Consider the following 16,797-nt stretch of genomic DNA (forward strand, 5'->3'; position numbering starts at 1 on the left):
GCGAGCGCGTGCGCAAGTGGATGAAGCCCTAGCCGTCATCGCGCCCGTGCTCGGGCCGCAGCGCGACCTTTTGCTGCTCGATCCACGCGTCGATGTCGTCGCGCTTGAACGGCCACTGCCCGCGCACCTTGAAGGCAGGGAGTTCGCCCTTCTGGGCCATCGTGTAGACGCTTTTCTCCGCGACCTTCAGCAACTGGGCGATCCCGGGCAGTGTGAGAATCTCGTCCGGCATTGGGACCAGGCTCCACCTGGGCAGCGGTTGGCAGAGATTGCCAGCCGCGGCCAGGGTACACTAGGGACCGCGGGGGCTCAACGTTCTCGGGCAGTCGTGCTTCTCGTGTCCGCTCGCCACGCCGCCCGCTGCTCGGCCCACGTCCCCGCGTGAGCCACCGCCCGGAGGGCCCGCTCTGCCATCGGCTCGACGCCGTCCACCGCCTCGAGCTCGAGCACTTCGAGCTGCAGGTCCGGCGCGAGCAGGGTCAGGTCGAGGAGCTGCGTCACCCGCGCCCGCGTCAGCCCCAGCTTCCGCGCCACAGCAGCCCGGTCGGCGACGGCGCCTCGGTCGATGGGCGCCTGCAGGTGGTGCGCGAGGGCGAGCTGCTGGGCGACCTTCACGGGCCGGCGCACGGGCTCCGGCTTCGCGGGCGGCGGCGTCTCGGCGAGCGTGACGCTCCGGCTTTTCCGGCGGAAGAGCGGCTTCTCGATGACGCGGAACTCGTCGCCCTCGGCGTCCGTGTTCTTCCTCGCGCTCTCCTCTCTGTTCTCGGCGCCCCTCACGCGACCTCCTTCGCGCTGGCTGCTGCGTCGAATTTTACCAGCTCGACTCGGCACACCCCGGTCTCCTCGTCGACGCTGACCCTGGCGACGAGCGCGCGCAGCAGGCGGCCCTGGTTCTCGGGCGTCATGTCGCTCCACACCTTGCTGAAGTTGCGGAGCGCACCGACGAACCACTCCCGCTGGCTCTCCAGCAGCTCGAGATTCTCGGCGTTATCCTCGAGCGCGCGGAGCTTGCTCTCGGCGTCGTCGAGCCGGGCGGCCTCGAGGCGCAGCTTCGCCTCGACGAGCTTGCGCGCGCGACCGTCGAGCCGCATCACCTCCTCGGTCAGCTTCGATGCGGCGGCGGATGTATCTGCGATGTGCGCCGACAGGGCCCTGCGCACCTCGCCGAAGGTCGTGCGCCCCTTCGCGACGCGCGCGGCTAGCTTGGCCTGGATGCGCTCGGCCAACGTGCCGTCGGTGGTCGCCTCCATGAAGCGCTCGACCACGAAGTCCTCGATGGCGCGCGCAAGCAGCGGCCGCGCGGAGCACCTGTCCGCGCCGTACTTGTCGCCCATCGAGCATCTATAGAATCTGTACGTCTTCCCGATCTTTTTCGTGGGAGGGGTCAACGTCATCATGGCAAAGCAAGCAACGGACTTCGATCGCTGGGTCAAGGTCGCCGCCAAGTCGGAGCGGACCGACAACCCGCTGAACATCCCGTACGACATCGCCGTGCGCGAGGCGGTCGCCGCCGCGGCGTTCGTGAAGAAGTACTGGGAGCCCGACGGCGATCGCCCGGGCCTCAAGCGGGTCAAGAACCGCCTGCCCGCCTCGAGCAGCGAGGAGCTGCTCTCCCTCGTGCACGCCGTGCAGGAGGCGCAGACGCGGCTGCTGCTCATCGTCGATCCGGCCGTGGCCGATCTCGGCGAGCGCGCCCGGTTCGTCGTCGATGAGCTCGAGTCGGCGCTCGAGTTCCTGCTCGACGACGACGTCGACGAGCCCGCCGACGCGCAGCTCGCGCGCATCAAGGAGTTCCACGCGCAGGACGGCCAGCGCTCGAGCGCCCTCTCGCAGGCGCTCCGCGACTACGCGGGGCTCGCGGAGTCGCTCAAGGACCGCCTTGTCGAGGCGGACGAGGCGTTCGACGTGCGCGTGATCGCCGAGGCCAGGAAGCTCGCGGAGGACCTGCAACGGCGAGCGCTGGAGGCGGCCCCCGAAGCCGGCGCCTCGGCCGCCGCGACCACGATCCGCAACCAGTTGCTGCGCCTCATGGTCGAGCGGGTGGGCGCCATCCGGAAGGCCGCGGCCCACGTGTTCCGGCGCCACCCCGAGATCGCCCGCGAGGTGACGAGCGCCTACGAGCGGCGCCGGCGCGCGGCGGCGCGGCGCGAGAAGGCCCGCAAGGCCGCCGAGGCCGGACAGGCCAACGGCAAGCCGGCGGAGACCAACGGCAAGCCGGCCGCGGCGCCCGCGCCTGCGACCCCCGCGCCCACGACCGCCTGAACATCGGCCGGCGGGCGGCGGCTTCAACGCCCATTATGCCGTAGGGTGACGCACGTCGGCAGACTCTCCGCTCTGGCCAGAGAACCGCTGGCGCGATAGCTTGTCCGGGTGCGAAATCCAGCCGCCAGAGGTCGAACGGATACCGCGTCGCTCGTCGTCGCAGCCCGACCCGACGCGGTCTACCGTGCCTTCGTTGATCCCGACGCGCTCATCATGTGGCTCCCGCCCGAGAGCATGACCGGTCGCGTCCTCGACTACGACTTCCGCGAGGGCGGTCGCTACCGCATCGAGCTGACCTACGAGGAGGCAGCGCCCTCCGGTGGGGGCAAGACCACAGGGCGGACCGACGTCAGCACCGGGCGCTTCCTCTCGCTGGAGCCGGGCAAGCGCATCGTCCAGTCGGTCGAGTTCGAGTCGTCGGACGCTTCGTTCGCGGGCGAGATGGTGATGACGTGGTCGTTCGAACCGCTGGCCGCAGGGACCCGCATCACCATCACCGCGGAGAACGTCCCGCCCGGCATCAGCCAGGCCGACCACGACGCCGGGCTTCGATCGTCCCTGGAGAATCTCGCGCGCTACCTGGGGTGACGCCTGCCTCTCGCGCGGAGCGACCGGGCCGCCGCGGCGCGGAGGCTTGGAGGGCCCCTCTCCCCGGCGCTCCGCGATTATGCGGGGCTAGCGGAGCCGCTCAAGGACCGCCTGGCTCGTCGCGGAGGTGGCATTCGACGGCGTACGGATTGTCGAACCGGGTCATGACGCCGCAGGCCATGCCCAACATCGCCCAGGTGTTCACAATCCAGAACGTGCCCGTGTTCCGCTGACAGACCGCCCATGCGACCTCCCCTGCCTCTGCACCTGTTTTCCCCTCGCGCTCAGCAGTTCCTCCTCTCCGCGGAGCGCGACGACATCGCACGCGATCGCGAGAGCGTCTCCCGCCGACTGGCCGAGTGCCATCGGCCGCTGTTCGCTGCGGCCATCGATTTCGAGCACCTCTACGGCGGGCTGTCGTGGGGCGAGGACACCCTCGGGATCTACGATGACGAACCGATGCGCGACGAGAACGACCCGCTCGACCTCGACGGCACGATGGTGCCGATCGGCAGCGAGGGGGTCTGCGGCCTGTTCATGAACGAGGCGGGAGAGGTGATCACCCAGCCTAACGTCAAGAGCGCCTCGATCGAGAAATACATCGAGCAACGCGCATTGCTCTCGGCCGCGGAGGCGCATCGCGCGTACCGGGTCAAGGTCCACCCCGCGACGGGTGACGCCCTCGCGGCGTCGCTCGGTCTCACCCTCGTCTCCGAGGCGACGGACGCGTATCAGGCCTACTTCGCTTCGTGCGGCGTGCTCCTGCGCCACTACCGGCAGCCGGAGGTGTACGAGGCGCGCGCGGACCTCGTGCTCGCCCCCTCGCTCGAGCACGTCGCGGCGATCCTGGAGTCGGCTGCCCACGTGGTCGGATCGCCCCGCGTGAGCGTCCATCGCGTGGGGGCGACGGTGGTGCGCCTGTCCGCCGATGAAGAGTCGAGCATCCCTCCTACGGGCTCGTGGAGCGCCGCCCCCGATGCCGTCCGTTTTGAGTACGGCGACGAGGACGACCACCACGATGGTTCCGTCTGGCTCATCGGCGCGCGCGGTTCGCGACGGATCGAGCAGTACCAGACGACCGCCGAAGGACGGCTGCTCAGCTGGACCACCTACGAGGAGGGGAAGGCGACCCTGCGGCTCCCGTCCGGAGCGCCGGCGAGCTCCTGACGGGAGCCGCAACGGGCGCAGCGCATGCGGCAGCAGCGCCGCCGGGAGCGACACAGATGAGCAAGGCACGCCGGCACAGCGACCGTCCGATCCGGCTCACCGACAGCGCGCCCAGGCGGCTGAGCCCGCACGCGGTCGAGGTCTTCCAGGCGCTCGACCTCCGCCGCGACCCCGAGCACACCACGTCGCCCGATGCGCTGCGGGCCCTGCTGGAAGCGCGCGGGCTGCCCGCCTACGAGGCCGCGCTCGAGCTCGAGGTCCTCGCCGGGGGCGCGCCGCTCCCGCCGGACAAGCGGCTCGGCGTGTTCGCCTCGCTGAAGGCGCTCGAAGGCCGGCGGCCGCTCGGGCCGGAGAGCCTGCCGCGCGCGGGAGGCAAGGTGCTGCTGCCGGTCGTGGCGAAGGGGTACCCCTCACTCTGGATCGGCGAGGGCGGCACAGTATACCTGGTCGACACCGAGGCCACTGGCGTGGCGCCGGCGTTCGACGGGCCGGCGCAGTACCTCGAGGCGCTCGCCATCGAGCTGGAGACGGAGCCGTGGCCGCCCGAGCCGGAGCGACTGCAGTGGCACCACATCAGCGTTGCCGGCCTGGTCGGCGCCGCGCTCGCCGAGGTCTTCTCCGCGCCGCCGTTCGCCCCGGCTTCGGGAGCGCACGGGGCCGCGTGGCTGCGCGAGCACCTCCACATCGTGGAGCAGAACACCCCGGGCTTCTTCGTTGGCACCCGGGTCACGACCACTGACGCCGACGAGGCCGTCGCCGCCCTGGAGGCGGCGCTCTCCACGAACCTGCAGGTGCGCTGGTCGGGGCCCCAGCGGCGGCCGCGCGCGGGGCAGCGGCCTGTCCTGTCGTTCACGTTCGCGATGGGGCAGAGCGCGCCCGACCGGGAGGCAGCGGTGTGGGGCGCGCCCGGCGACTACCGCATCGCCTCGCGGAGCGTCGGCGAGCCGTGGCCGTTCCGGTGAGAGCGTCATCCCTCCTCCGCAGGCAGCCTGCGGGCTGAGGCGCTCGCTCCACGCTCGCTCCAGCGCCCCGCGCGCGGGCGCACCGGCGCTCCGTCCATTGATGCGCCGCCGGTATCAATCGGCGCGCCCCGCGTATTGGCGCGCGCGCGCCGACCGGTCCATACGACGCCACCGTCGTTCGAAACCCAAGGCACCGCCCGCCCGGCGAGCACGCCGCGACGAGCACGCCGGCGGGGCGCTGCCCGCGCGGCGCTGCCTGCGCGGCGCGCCTCCGCCCGCGCCGAGGCTCGAGGACGTCACGCGAACCCGCGGCCCGCGAGAGCGGCCCCATGACAGCAAAGGATGCGTCCATGAAAGCTGCCGTATTGAAGGCGTTTGGCTCCCCCCTCGCCATCGAGACCTTGCCGGACCCGACCCTGGGCACGGGGGAGGTCATCGTCGATGTCGTGGCCGCCCCTGTGGTCTCCTACGCGAACGAGGCCTTCAGCGGCGCGCGGAACTACCTGCTGGATCTGCCGCTGGCGCCGGGAATCGGCGCGGTCGGCCGGGTGCGCGCCGTCGGACCGGACGCGACGCGCCTCGCCCCCGGCGACTGGGTTTTCTGCGACCCGACCGTGCGCTCGCGCGACGACGCCGTGTCTCCCGACGTCCTGCTCCAAGGATGGACCGCGGCGGGCGAAGGTGGCCTGCGGCTGCAAGCGCACTTCCGCCATGGATCTTTCGCCGAGCAGATCAAGGTTCCGACCGAGAACGCGGTCCCCATCGGCGCGATCGACGCGGCGGACGCCGCGCGATGGTGCGCGCTGAACGTGCTGCTCGTGCCGTATGGCGGGCTCCTCGCGGCGAACCTGCAGGCGGGGGAGACCGTCCTGATCAGCGGCGCCACCGGGAGCTTCGGCAGCGCCGGCGTCGCGGTCGCCCTGGCGATGGGGGCGGGCTGCGTCATCGCGCCCGGCCGGAACGAAGCGGCGCTGGCGGCGCTGGCCCGCCGTTTCGGTCCGCGCGTCCGCACCGTGAAGCTCCTCGGCAGCGAGGAGGACGACCGGAGCCGCATGCTGAGGGCGGCGCCGGGCCCGATCGACCGCGTGCTCGACCTGCTGCCGCCCTCGGCGCCCGCGGCCGCGGTGCGCGCCGCCGCGCTGACGGTGCGGCCGCACGGGACCATCGTGCTGATGGGAGGCGTCGCGGCCGGGCTGGAGCTGCCTTATCGGCACCTCATGCGCAACTGCATCACGCTGCGCGGCCAGTGGATGTTCCCACGCGAGGCCGCCGTCCGCCTGGTGGGGCTCATCCGGTCCGGTGTCCTGACGCTCGACCCGTTCGACTTCGCGGAGTTCAGCCTGGATCGCGCGAACGAGGCCGTCGCGCACGCCGCCGCCCACGCCGGTCCCTTCAAGATGACCGTGCTCCGCCCGTGACCTGATGCCGTCTCACGCGAGCTCCGCGGCGTCGCCTCGGAGGCTCGACGCGACCTCCACGGCGAGCCGCACGAAGCGCGCGACCTCCTTCGAACGACAGGTGTCCGGCCACGCCACGTACAGCGTGCTCGCCGAGATCCCGGCCATCCTCACGTACTTCACGTCGCGGCGCGCGTAGAGCGAGGCGCTGGAGGCGGGGACGAACGCGACGCCCTGGCCCAGCGCCACGGCCTCGAGGAGCTGGCTCGCGTCGCGGACGACCGGGCCGCGAGGTGCGTCGTCGGCCCTGTCGGCCGCGGCGCGGTACGCGGCGAGCTCCGCGCTGGCCGCAGGCCACACCGGCACGGGATCGCGCGCCAAATCCGCGCGGCGGAGCACGCGCCTGCCCGCGAGCGGGTGCGTCGCGGCGAGCGCGACGCAGCGGGGCTCCGTGAACAGGGGCTCGGCGTCGATGCCCGGCGCGGTGATGGGGCCTCGCAAGAACGCGACATCGGCGCGGCCGTCCGCGAGCATGGCGGCTTGCTCCCCCCAGCCGCTGACGAGCACCTCGAGGCGCACCTGCGACCCTGAGCGCTCGTGATGATCGACGAGCCGGCGCAGCAGGCGCCCGCCGTTCCCTGGCTTGAGCGCGACGGCCAGGTGGCCGCGAGGCTGCCCCGCGCGCGCCGTGCGGCGCGCCGCGGCCGCCACCGCGTCGAGGACGTGGCGCGCTTGATCGAGCAGGACGATCCCCGCCGGGGTGAGCGACACCTGGCGCGTCGTCCGGTTCAGGAGCCGCGTCCGCAGCTTGCCCTCGAGCTGCGCGATCGCCCGCGAGAGCGGAGGCTGGGCGATGCCCAGGCGCTCGGCGGCGCGACGGAAGCTCCGCTCCTCGGCCACGGCGATGAAGCGCCGAAGCTCGGCGGGATCGAGATCGAGCTCCACGGACACGATGGACATCGTACCCCGGCCGCCTCCGCGCGCAACGGCGGTGGGGCTCGCGCGGCCTGGGGCGGTCGTGGCTTTCCAGCTCACGCGCTCGGCGCGGAGGCGGGCTGGGGCTTCATCTCACTTCGGCCGGCGGAGCTCATCCTGCGCGGCGCACGGTCAGGGCTGCGCCGCCTCGACCGACAGCACGTCGAGCTGGATGAACTGACCGATGAAAGGCTCGGGCGCCGGGGGGATGCCGTCCACGACGAGGTGCTTGAAGTTGGCGATCTCGACGGCGTTTTGACCGTCGCCGATGAACGTCACGGTGGCTCCACCCCGAATCGGGATGGTCTTCGTGTGGTCGATGATGAACGTGTCGTGACCCACGTTGGGGTTATCGTTGAGATAGTAGACCTCGGGCGGATCGGAGACAGCGAAGCTGTAGATGTTGTACGTCGGGTTGGTGGGCGAACCGCCGACGCGGAAGTGCATGCCGTCGGATGTGCCGCCCTGGTACGTCATCGGCTCGACGACGCCGCGCAGCCGGACAGTCACCTGGTAGGTCGTGTCGGGCGAGCCGCCGAACGTCCTGGTCTCGTCGACCCGCGCGGACGTCGAGCACTCGTCACGGTTGCCTGGATCCTGGTCGCACGGCAGCTCCCAGCGAAAGCCGTCGATGCTGGCGGCCGCGGCGCGCGGGTCCTCGCCGCCGCTGCCGCCGGCTCCGCCGCTGCCGCCGGCCCCGCCGCTGCCGCCGGCCCCGCCGCTGCCGCCGGCCCCGCCGCTGCCGCCGGTCCCGCCGGAGCTCGCGCTGCTGGAGGCGCTCGTGCTGGCGCCCGTCGCGGCTTCCCCGCCCGAGCCCCCAGCGCCCGTCGCGCTGGAAGTCGCCTGGCCGTTCGCGGGCGGGTCGGCCTCGGAGCCGCAGGCAAGAAGGACCATCGTCACAGGGATCACGAGCAGAGAGATTCTCATTTCACACCAGTCCGGCGAGAACGCCGGGATAGAAGTCGGGACCGTCGAGCTTCGTCTCGTCGATGTCGAACCAGCGGGCGTCCCGCTGCCGGATCCCCCCGCCCAGCGCGCGCCGGCGTCGCCTTGCAACGCCGGCGAGGCTGCCGGTGCGACCGGTCACGAACGAGGAACGGGGACCCATGGCGCACGGTGCGCCGCGCCGCGTTCGAATGGCTAGGTCAGGTTGGTGAGCGGCCCGGTGCAGTCCCGCGGGTCGCCGAACGTAGTCCGGGTGTCGCCGAACAGGTTCAAGATCGAGACGAGCAGGTTGTTGTGCGGGAGGTTCGGGTAGCGGAGCCAGCGTCCGGTGCGCAGGCCTCCGCCGCCGCCGGCCAGCAGGAACGGCATGTCGTTCTTCTTGTGCGACGGCGGATCCGACAGCTCGGAGCCGAAGAAGACGACGCTCTCGTCGAGCAGCGAGTGCCCGCCCATGTCGATCTTCTCCATCTCCTGCAGGAGATAGAGGTGCTGCTTCGAGTACCAGGTGCAGATGGCCTCGCACTCGTTCGGCCTGAAGCCGCCGTCGTGCTGGTAGAAATGGTGGTGCTCGGTCAGGTTGAGCCAGGGGAAGGTGTGCTTCGCCTCGGTGTCGCTCCACTGCAGGGTGCCGACCCCGGTGATGTCGCAGGCGAACGCCATCACCATCATGTCCGTCAAGAGCTTGCCGACCTTCGGGATCGCCGCGTCGGTCGAGGTGTCCTTGACCTTGCCGTCGTTGTCCGCATTGAGCCCCGTGCGCGGGTTGTAGTCGGACGTGTCGACCCGCGTCGGCACCTTGCACGCGCTCGTCTCGACCGGGAGGTTGCTGAGGCTCCGCTCGATCTCGCGGATCTTCGTCAGGTGCTGGTCGATCTTCTGCTTGTCGGCGGCGCCGAGCTGCGAGGACAGCGTGGCGTAGCGCCGGTCGAGGAAGTCGAGGATCGATTGCTTCCGCGCGAGGCGACGGGCGGCGTCGTTGCCGTCGTTCGGGTTCAGCGTGCCGAAGAGCTCGGTGAAGATCTCCACCGGATCGAGGCGCGGCGGGATCGGCTTGTGCGGCGCGTCGTTCTCGAAATTCGCGGCGTTCATCGGCGACAGCAGGCCGTGAGACTTGCCCGTGGCCCAGCGCAACGCGATCTGGATGCTGGCCTTCGCCTTCTGACCGGCGGAGATCCGGGCGGCGATCACCTGATCGATGGACGGCCCCTGCCCGTAGCCGCCGTTGTTGGAGCCCTCCTGCGACGTGCCCGTGAGCCAGGCGATGATCCCGGCCTGGTGCTGCTCGCCGCGCGCGCTCTTCATGTCGAGTCCGTCGACGACGATCAGCCGGTTCTGCACCGGCGCGAGCGGCGCCAGGATGGGGCTCAGGGTGAAGCTCGTCTCCGAGCCGGTCGGCCTCCAGCGGTTCAGCACGGTGCCGCCGGGCGTGTAGACGGCGAGGAAGCGCTTGGCGGGGGCGGGGGCCGCGTGCGCCGGGCGCTCGGTGCCCATGATCTCCAGCCAGGGGAGCGAGACCGCGATGGCGCCGGCGCCCCGCAGCATGGCACGTCGGCTCAAACGAAATTTCGACATGACCTTCACTCCTGTCCCGAAGCCAAATAGTGGAAAGCGTCCGTCTGTGTGAGATCGATCAGGAGCTGTTTCACGTTGTACCCCGACGCCTTGAAGGCGGTCGTGACAGCCTCTTCGGTGCACAGGTCCTCTTTGCGCAGGGTGAGGCCGTAGGCGAACTCGCTCCAGCGCTTGGCGAAGCAGTCCTGCACCTCTTCCGACGCGGCGAGCTTCTGCACCAGCTCGATCGGCCCGCTCACGTCCCCCAGCGTCCCCGGGACCGTGCCGCTCGGATCGATCACGACGTCGTTCTCGGTGGTGCGGTACAGCCCGACCGCGTCGTAGTTCTCGAACGCGAAGCCGACCGGATCCATGAACTGGTGGCACCCCGCGCACGCCTTGTCCTGGCTGTGCCGGCTGAAGCGCTCCCGCGCCGTCTTGCCGGAGTACGGATCCGGCGGCTTCACCTGCTCCAGGATGTCGCCGGTGGGGAGCGGGATCTGGATGCACATGAGCTTCTGCAGCACGAACGAGCCGCGGGTCACGGGGTTCGTGTGGTTCGAGTGCGTCGTTCCGGCCATCATGCCCGCCTGGGTGAGGAGCCCGAGGCGCTGGGTCGTGTCGAGCTCTACCTTCTGGAACTCGTCGCCCGTCACGCCGGAGACGCCGTAGAACGCCGCGAGCTGCTCGTTCATGAACGAGTACGGGGCCGTCAAGATGGACGGCCATGTCCCGCCCCCCTCGAAGATCTCGTGCTCGATGAGCCGCTGTGTCTCCTCGCGCATCAGCGAGCCGATGGTGCGAGAGAAGGTCGGGAACGCCTCCGCGTTCCGCTCGAGATCCGCGAGGCTGCTGATGGGGAGCAGGTTGTCGAAGAAGAACCGGATGGTGGGCCGGGACCGGCGATCCTCGAGCATGCGCTCGGCGTGTGCGCGCACGCCTTCCTTCGTCGAGAGCTCACCTGCCTGCGCGGCCGTGCGCAGATCCTCGTCGGGCATCGTGCCCCAGAGCAGGTACGAGAGCCGCGTCGCCATCTCGTCGCCCGTGGGCCGGCGGAGCTCGGGGCGCTCGGGGTCGGGCATGCCGCGCTCGATGCGGTAGAGGAAGTCCGGCGATTGCAGCAGCGCCTCGATCACCGTCGCGACGCCGGTCGCGAACGTCGCGTCGGTCCGGCCGACCCTGTACAGCGCGAGGAGCTCGTTCGCCTCGCCGTCGGCGAGCGGCCTGCGGTACGCGATCGGGGCGAGCTTCTCGATGATCGTGAGCGCGCACGCCTCCTCGTCCGCCGCCCCCACGTTGCTCGCGCACGGGGCGAGCTTCGCGAGCGCCTCCGGGCTGGCGGTCGCGCGCTGGGCGACGCCCTCCGCGACGGTGCTCAGCTGCTCGGCCAGCAGGCTCGAGACCGACAGCGTGTCCGCGTCGTTGCCGAAGCCGTTCCCGACATCCTCGCTGGGCAGCGAAAAGGCGGGGTTGGTCGTGTCGCCCAGGAGATCGCGGACGGTGTTGTTGTACTCGACGCGCGTGAGCCGCCGCAGCGGCGCTCGGCCGGGGTACACGACGCCTTCCTTGCACGCGAGCGGCGCCCCGGTGGTGGGATCCTTGACGTCGGGCTCGGTGCCGGGCTCGTCGCCGGAACCTGAACCACCCACGTTTCCGATACAGCCGCTGGCCAGGAGCAACGCGGCCAGGATCGCCGACCGAGAGCCTCGGAAAGGACGCGCCTGCTCGTGATGTGAGGACCTGGACATCGTTGTCGCTCCTCGCCCGGTCCGGGCATGCTGAAGTTCTCTCATCGAACCACAGGCTTTCTTCACAAGAGGATCAGAGGATCACCGCGCAGGCCCCACCAGCGGGGCTCACGGCGAAGCAGGGACGACCGGGATCGTTCTGGCCGATCCGTGTTCCCTCGATGGACATGACGAATCGAACCTCGGGACGTGCTGCCATCCGGCGGGCGCACCCTCGCCGACCTGCCGCCGCCGGACTCGCGCGTCCCGCCCGTGGTGGCGGACCGATCGTGAGGACGAAGCGATCAGGAAGCGTAAGTGGAGCGCCCACCATGCAGTAGCGGATCGCCCTCGGACCGGCTCACCACGTGAGCGAATAGCGCTGAGGTGAAGTTTTCCTGTCGAAGCGTGCGCGTGCGCGTCGCGCCGGTGGGCGAGCTCACCGTAGGCCGCCGGCTCATCCACCTGCCCGCGCGGGGTGAGCCGTTTCGGCGTGGCTTCGCTACTGCCTGATATGCGCTTCGCCAGCCCGGCCTGGGAGCCGGCCGCACCCCGTGGGGTCTTTCCGGCGTGGGGTGGTGTCGCCGCGGCTGGCAGCCACGCAATCCACACCGGCGGACACCGCTGCGACGGCCTCCGGGCGTGTGCGACGAGCTCCTTGCAACGGAGACATGGGCTCGATACCGTGGCTCCCCCGCGCGGCCGCTGTGCGGGGATCATGAGCCCCCGGAGCGATGCCGTCGTGCGCAGAGCCAGCGTTGCCATCGCTCCTCCGGAAGCCGAGCGGGGCGGCCCGGACGACCGCGCGCTGGTGCGCGCGCTCGTGGCGGGGGAGCCGTGGGCGGCGGCGGCGGTGTGGAACCGGCACGCGCCGAAGGTGTTCCGGATCGTGGCGCGGGTGCTCGGGCCGGGCGCCGACGCCGAGGACCTCACCCAGGACGTGTTCGTCAGCGTCTTCTCCAAGGTGCCCGGGCTGAGGGATCCGGACGCGCTCGGGAGCTTCATCGTGTCGGTCACCCTCCGGATGCTCAAGTGGGAGCTCCGGCGGCGGCGCGTGCGGCGGATCCTCCACCTCTCGGAGAGCGCGGAGCTCGCGGAGCTCCCGGAGCAGGCGGTGGAGCCGGTGGACAGCGAGGCGCGCGAGGCGCTCGGGCGCCTCTACGCGATCCTCGACACGCTGAACGCGGACGACCGGACCGTGTTCGTGCTCCGGCACATGGAGGGCATGAGCCTGCCGGAGATCGCGGAGGCGGCCGGTGTGTCGCTGGCCACGGTGAAGCGACGGCTCAGCCGGGCCACGGAGCTCGTGTCGTCGCGCGTGGAGCTCGACGCGTCCCTCGCCGACTACTGCAAGAAAGGGACGGCGCGAGATGAACCGTGACGTGGTGAAAGAGCCGGAGCTGAGCGCGAACGCCGCGCGCGTCGTCGGGCTCGCGCGCCGGTCGCTCGGCGAGATGTCCCACCAGCAGCGGACGCGAGGGCTGCTCCGCGTCGCGGAGCGGACGGCGTCGCGCCGGGCGCTCCGGCTCTCGCCCTTCGGGGCGGTCGCGCTCTCGGTCGCCGTGGCGGCCGCGGGCTTCGTCGCCGTCGAGCGGTGGCAACGCGGGGCGCCCTCCGAGCTCCTGTCCTACGAGGTGGAGGGGGGCGTCGCCGCGCAGGACGGCTCGCTCCAGGCCGGCGCGGCGAGCCGGCCGAAGCTCCGGTTCTCCGACGGCACCGAGGTGGAGCTCGCCGAGGGCGCGCGCGCGCATGTCGCGTCGGTGACCGGGCAGGGCGCCCGGGTCGCGCTCGACCGGGGCGAGGTCCACGCGCACGTGGTCCATAAGTCGGGGACGCAGTGGCTGTTCGACGCGGGGCCGTTCGTGGTGACCGTGACCGGGACGGCCTTCGCGCTCGCCTGGGCGCCGGAGGACGAGCGCCTCGATCTGCGGCTCGAGAACGGCGCCGTCACCGTCAACGGGCCGCCGTCCGGCGAGCCGATCGCCATGCGCGCCGGGCAGTGGCTCACCGTGCGGCTGCGCACCGGCGAGGTGCTCCTGCGCGAGCTCGGCGCGCAGAAGGGCGCGGAGGCGGCGCCGAGCTCCGCCCCGCCGCCGGAGGGCGGCGCCGAGCTCCCCGGCGCGCCGCCCGAGCGCGGCGCCGAGCTCCCCGGCGCGCCGCCGGTGGGCGAGCCGCCCGCGGCCCCGCGCGCCGAGGCGGCGGCCGCGCCGAAGCGCGACTGGGCCGGGCAGCTCGCGGCCGGGCAGCTCGACGCCATCGTCGACGAGGCGCAGCGCCGCGGGCTCGACCAGACCCTCGCGGAGTCCAGCAGCGCCGAGCTCTCGGCGCTCGCGGACGCGGCGCGCTACACGCGGCGGGGCGACGTCGCGCGGCGGGCGCTGCTCGCGCAGCGCCGGCGCTTCCCCGCGACCCAGCGCGCCCGGGAGGCGGCCTTCCTGCTCGGCCGCCTCGCCGAGACCCAGGAGGGAGGCGCTGCGGCGCTCCCGTGGTTCGAGACGTACCTCAAGGAAGCGCCGCAAGGGGCCTATGCCTCCGAGGCGCTCGGGCGCAAGATGGAGATCGTGCGGCGGCTCCACGGCGATGCGCAAGCCGAGATCGTCGCCCGGGAGTACCTGCGCCGGTTCCCGGGCGGAACCTACGCCCAGGCAGCGCGGACCCTCGCTCGGACGCCGTGAGGTTCGCGCGGGCGAAGGCGCTCTCCGGGGCCCTCGCGCTCCTCCTCTCCGCCGCGAGCCCCGCGGCGTCGGCGGCGCCCGCGCGCGTGGTCCTCGTGCGGCCCAGCGCCGCCGACCCGTCGATCTCCGAGGCGCTGATCCGCATCCACGGGGAGCTCGTCGCCGATGGCTTCGACGTGGAGCTGCTCGGTACGCAGTCGGCCTCCGCCCCCCGGCCGGCGATGGACGACGCCGGGCAGGTGGCCGGCTCCGCGGCCCTGATCGGGCTGTTCCTGGCGCCGGACGGTCAGGCGGCCGAGCTCTGGGTGGTCGACCCGCGCACGAACAGGAGGCTCGTGCGCCGGATCGACACGCGCGGCGAGGCGCCGGAGCACATCGCCGAGGTGCTCGCGGTGCGCGCCGTCGAGCTGCTCCGCGCGAGCCTGCTCGAGCTCCTGGTGTCCTCGCGGCGCTCCGCGGCGCCCGCCGCCGCGCCGCCCCCGAGCGAGGTGAGCCCGCAGGCGCCTCGACGGGCAGAGCGGCCGCTCGACCCGCCGCGCCGGACGATGTGGGGCGTCGAGCTGGGGGGCGGGCTGCTCGTGAGCCCGGGCGGCATCGCCCCGGCGCTGCTCGGGGTCGCGCGCCTGCGCGTCGCGCCGCTCGCGCCGATCGAGGCGCGCCTCTCGCTCGCCGGGCTCGGAACGGCGCCGCGCGTCGCCGGGCCGCAGGGCAGCGCGACCGTGCAGCAGCGGTTCGGGCTCGTCGAGCTCGCGGCGCTCCCCTGGCCCGAGCTCCGCTTGCGCCCGAGGTTCTCGGCCGGCCTCGGGGTGCTCCACGTGGCCGTCGACGGCGAGGCGTCGTGGCCGTACCGGGGGGTCCACAGCGCGCGATGGGCGTTCGCCGCGGACGCCGGCGCCGGCGTCGAGCTCGGGATCGTGCGCCGGCTCGACGTCGTCGTCGAGGCGCACGCGCTCGTCGCGCACCCGTACCCGGTGGTCCGAATCGTCGAGACCGAGGCGGCGCGCGTCGCGCGCCCGGCGCTGCTCGGCAGCCTCAGCCTCGTGGGGTGGCTGTGATCCGGAGGACGAGCGGCGCCGCCCCGCGCGCCTGGCGGTCGATGTTCATCGACGGTCGATGTCGCTGAGCAGGATGGTTGCCTGCGAAGAGGCGCCGGGCGTCACGGGCCCGTGCCGCCGGTGCCGCCGGTGCCGCCGGTGCCCGTGTCGGTTTCGAGCGGGGTCAGCTTGAACTGCTGGCTGGCGCCGCCGTTGGAAGCCCTCTGGACGAGGGCGGTACCGTTGGCGGGCGGGGAGCCGTAAGCGTCGATGACCTTGCCGCTGAGGCGCGACGTGATGCGGACGGCACCGCCGCCTGCCTCGATGACGGACCATTGCTGGTTGGGGTTGTCGTGGCAGGTGTACTGGACGATGGCGGCGCCGTCGGCGGTCGACGCGCTGCGGACGTCGACGCACTTGTCGCTGTGGACGTTGCGGATCCGGTAATACCCGCCGTCCACCGCCTCGAAGCGGAACTGCTGGTTCATGCCGCCGTTGCAATTCCAGAGCTGCAGGACGACATCGTCGGCCGTGACGACGGCGGCGTCGACGTCCACGCAGAGCCCGCTCTGGACGCCGACCAGGGTGTAGGTGGTGTCCGTCGAGATGTCCGCCTCGACCTCCGCCGGGACGGCGTGCTGGAAGAGCTCGGCGACCTCCGCCGGGGCGAGCGCTCGGCTGTAAATCGCGATGTCGTCGACGTCCCCGACCAGGAGCCGACCCTCCTGCGGCCATCGGCCGACGTAGAGGCTGGTGGTGCCGGGCGAGATCGTCTTCTCGATGGGCACGGTGCTGTGGAGCCGCCCGTCGATGTAGAGGCTCATGGTGAGCGCCTCGCCGTCGACGACCCCGACGGCGTGCGTCCACCGCTGGAGCTCCAGGCAGAGACATAGGATGGCGTGGTCGTCGGAGACCTCGGGCCCCTTCCAGAACCCGAAGTGGATGCCTGGCGCCTCGCCGTCGTAGTCGATGTCGAGCGCCCATCCGCCGGCGTTCTCGGTGCTGATCACGGTCCTCAGCGTGTCGTCGGCGGGGGGCTGGTCGGTCAGCGCGCGAACCCACGCCGAGACGGTCCAGCTCGAGGTGGCGTTCGGGAAATCGCCCACCGTCATGAACTCGCCCTCGTCGAAGTGCAGCGCGTCCCCGAACCGGCCGTCCTTCACCCACGTGCCGCCGGTGAGCTCGCCGTGGCGCCGGTTGCCGGACCTGTCGGTCACGACCGTCCCTTCGCCCTCGTCGAACGGCCAGTACGCGACAAGGTCCTGCGTCAGCGTCGTCGTCGTCGCCGGCGCGACGGCGTCGAGCGGCGCCTTCTCGCAGGCCGCGAGCCCGAGCGACGCGACCGCGGCCACCCAGCGGCGCGCCGCGCGGCCATGAGGCGCCGCCGCGGAGCCCGGCGTCGCGGCCGGACCCCGGCGCGGGCGCCGCGTGTTCGAGCGCGTCATCATCAGATCTTCACGCATAGCAGGCGACAGGACAGAGCGTAAAGCCCGCCTGTCGGGCTCGACAGGGGG

At 72.0% G+C, this 16,797-nt stretch carries 17 protein-coding genes; 8 read left to right on the forward strand and 9 right to left on the reverse strand.

The features are described from left to right. Positions 1 to 28: 28 nt before the first annotated feature. From WME83_RS08200 to WME83_RS08210, 3 genes are all read right to left on the reverse strand, one after another. On the reverse strand, positions 29 to 232 hold the full coding sequence (locus tag WME83_RS08200) for a helix-turn-helix domain-containing protein (RefSeq protein ID WP_437318697.1): 204 nt from the start codon (positions 230 to 232) through the stop codon (positions 29 to 31). 77 nt (positions 233 to 309) lie between these two features. Beyond that, complete coding sequence (locus tag WME83_RS08205; protein WP_437318698.1) at positions 310 to 777, reverse strand: hypothetical protein; 468 nt, start codon at positions 775 to 777, stop codon at positions 310 to 312. Beyond that, complete coding sequence (locus WME83_RS08210) at positions 774 to 1,397, reverse strand: hypothetical protein (RefSeq protein WP_437318699.1); 624 nt, start codon at positions 1,395 to 1,397, stop codon at positions 774 to 776. Before WME83_RS08210 ends, WME83_RS08205 begins: the two co-directional genes overlap by 4 nt. Here WME83_RS08210 and WME83_RS08215 point away from each other — a divergent pair. The 5 genes from WME83_RS08215 (at position 1,396) to WME83_RS08235 (ending at position 6,397) form a co-directional block, all read left to right on the forward strand. Then, positions 1,396 to 2,262: a hypothetical protein gene (locus WME83_RS08215; protein ID WP_437318700.1), complete on the forward strand. Its 867-nt coding sequence runs from the start codon at positions 1,396 to 1,398 to the stop codon at positions 2,260 to 2,262. The genes WME83_RS08210 and WME83_RS08215 overlap by 2 nt on opposite strands. Positions 2,263 to 2,370: 108 nt before the next feature. After that, positions 2,371 to 2,850 (forward strand): SRPBCC family protein, encoded by a 480-nt coding sequence (locus WME83_RS08220; RefSeq protein WP_437318701.1) that lies wholly within the window; start codon positions 2,371 to 2,373, stop codon positions 2,848 to 2,850. 243 nt (positions 2,851 to 3,093) lie between these two features. Next, entirely contained in the window at positions 3,094 to 4,017 is a 924-nt protein-coding gene (locus WME83_RS08225; protein ID WP_437318702.1) for a hypothetical protein, read from the forward strand. A gap of 56 nt (positions 4,018 to 4,073) precedes the next feature. Beyond that, a complete protein-coding gene (locus WME83_RS08230) occupies positions 4,074 to 4,979 on the forward strand; it encodes a hypothetical protein (protein WP_437318703.1) in 906 nt (301 codons plus the stop codon). 350 nt (positions 4,980 to 5,329) lie between these two features. Next, entirely contained in the window at positions 5,330 to 6,397 is a 1,068-nt protein-coding gene (locus WME83_RS08235) for an alcohol dehydrogenase catalytic domain-containing protein (RefSeq protein WP_437318704.1), read from the forward strand. 12 nt (positions 6,398 to 6,409) lie between these two features. Here the strand turns inward: WME83_RS08235 and WME83_RS08240 are convergent, their stop codons facing one another. From WME83_RS08240 to WME83_RS08260, 5 genes are all read right to left on the reverse strand, one after another. Further along, the gene (locus WME83_RS08240) at positions 6,410 to 7,336 is read right to left on the reverse strand and encodes a LysR family transcriptional regulator (RefSeq protein ID WP_437318705.1); all 927 of its coding nucleotides are present in this window, start codon (positions 7,334 to 7,336) and stop codon (positions 6,410 to 6,412) included. A gap of 147 nt (positions 7,337 to 7,483) precedes the next feature. Then, entirely contained in the window at positions 7,484 to 8,260 is a 777-nt protein-coding gene (locus WME83_RS08245) for a hypothetical protein (protein WP_437318706.1), read from the reverse strand. A 19-nt stretch (positions 8,261 to 8,279) separates the two neighbouring features. Further along, on the reverse strand, positions 8,280 to 8,459 hold the full coding sequence (locus WME83_RS08250) for a hypothetical protein (RefSeq protein ID WP_437318707.1): 180 nt from the start codon (positions 8,457 to 8,459) through the stop codon (positions 8,280 to 8,282). Positions 8,460 to 8,491: 32 nt separating this feature from the next. Then, positions 8,492 to 9,838, reverse strand: coding sequence for a DUF1552 domain-containing protein (locus WME83_RS08255; RefSeq protein ID WP_437321976.1), 1,347 nt, complete (start codon positions 9,836 to 9,838; stop codon positions 8,492 to 8,494). 35 nt (positions 9,839 to 9,873) lie between these two features. After that, positions 9,874 to 11,496, reverse strand: a complete 1,623-nt coding sequence (locus WME83_RS08260; protein WP_437318708.1) for a DUF1592 domain-containing protein — start codon at positions 11,494 to 11,496, stop codon at positions 9,874 to 9,876. Between the two features lie 820 nt (positions 11,497 to 12,316). Between WME83_RS08260 and WME83_RS08265 the strand changes: the two genes are divergently transcribed. Genes WME83_RS08265 through WME83_RS08275 form a run of 3 tightly spaced genes read left to right on the forward strand, consistent with a single transcriptional unit; the run spans position 12,317 to position 15,304 of the window. Beyond that, the gene (locus tag WME83_RS08265; protein ID WP_437318709.1) at positions 12,317 to 12,955 is read left to right on the forward strand and encodes an RNA polymerase sigma factor; all 639 of its coding nucleotides are present in this window, start codon (positions 12,317 to 12,319) and stop codon (positions 12,953 to 12,955) included. Beyond that, positions 12,945 to 14,249: a FecR domain-containing protein gene (locus WME83_RS08270; RefSeq protein WP_437318710.1), complete on the forward strand. Its 1,305-nt coding sequence runs from the start codon at positions 12,945 to 12,947 to the stop codon at positions 14,247 to 14,249. Before WME83_RS08265 ends, WME83_RS08270 begins: the two co-directional genes overlap by 11 nt. Further along, complete coding sequence (locus WME83_RS08275) at positions 14,246 to 15,304, forward strand: hypothetical protein (protein ID WP_437318711.1); 1,059 nt, start codon at positions 14,246 to 14,248, stop codon at positions 15,302 to 15,304. Before WME83_RS08270 ends, WME83_RS08275 begins: the two co-directional genes overlap by 4 nt. 101 nt (positions 15,305 to 15,405) lie before the next feature. Here the strand turns inward: WME83_RS08275 and WME83_RS08280 are convergent, their stop codons facing one another. Then, positions 15,406 to 16,731, reverse strand: a complete 1,326-nt coding sequence (locus WME83_RS08280) for an RICIN domain-containing protein (protein ID WP_437318712.1) — start codon at positions 16,729 to 16,731, stop codon at positions 15,406 to 15,408. Between the last annotated feature and the right edge of the window lie 66 nt (positions 16,732 to 16,797).

Source organism: Sorangium sp. So ce385, from assembly GCF_051474135.1.
Lineage (GTDB): Bacteria > Myxococcota_A > Polyangia > Polyangiales > Polyangiaceae > Sorangium > Sorangium cellulosum_D.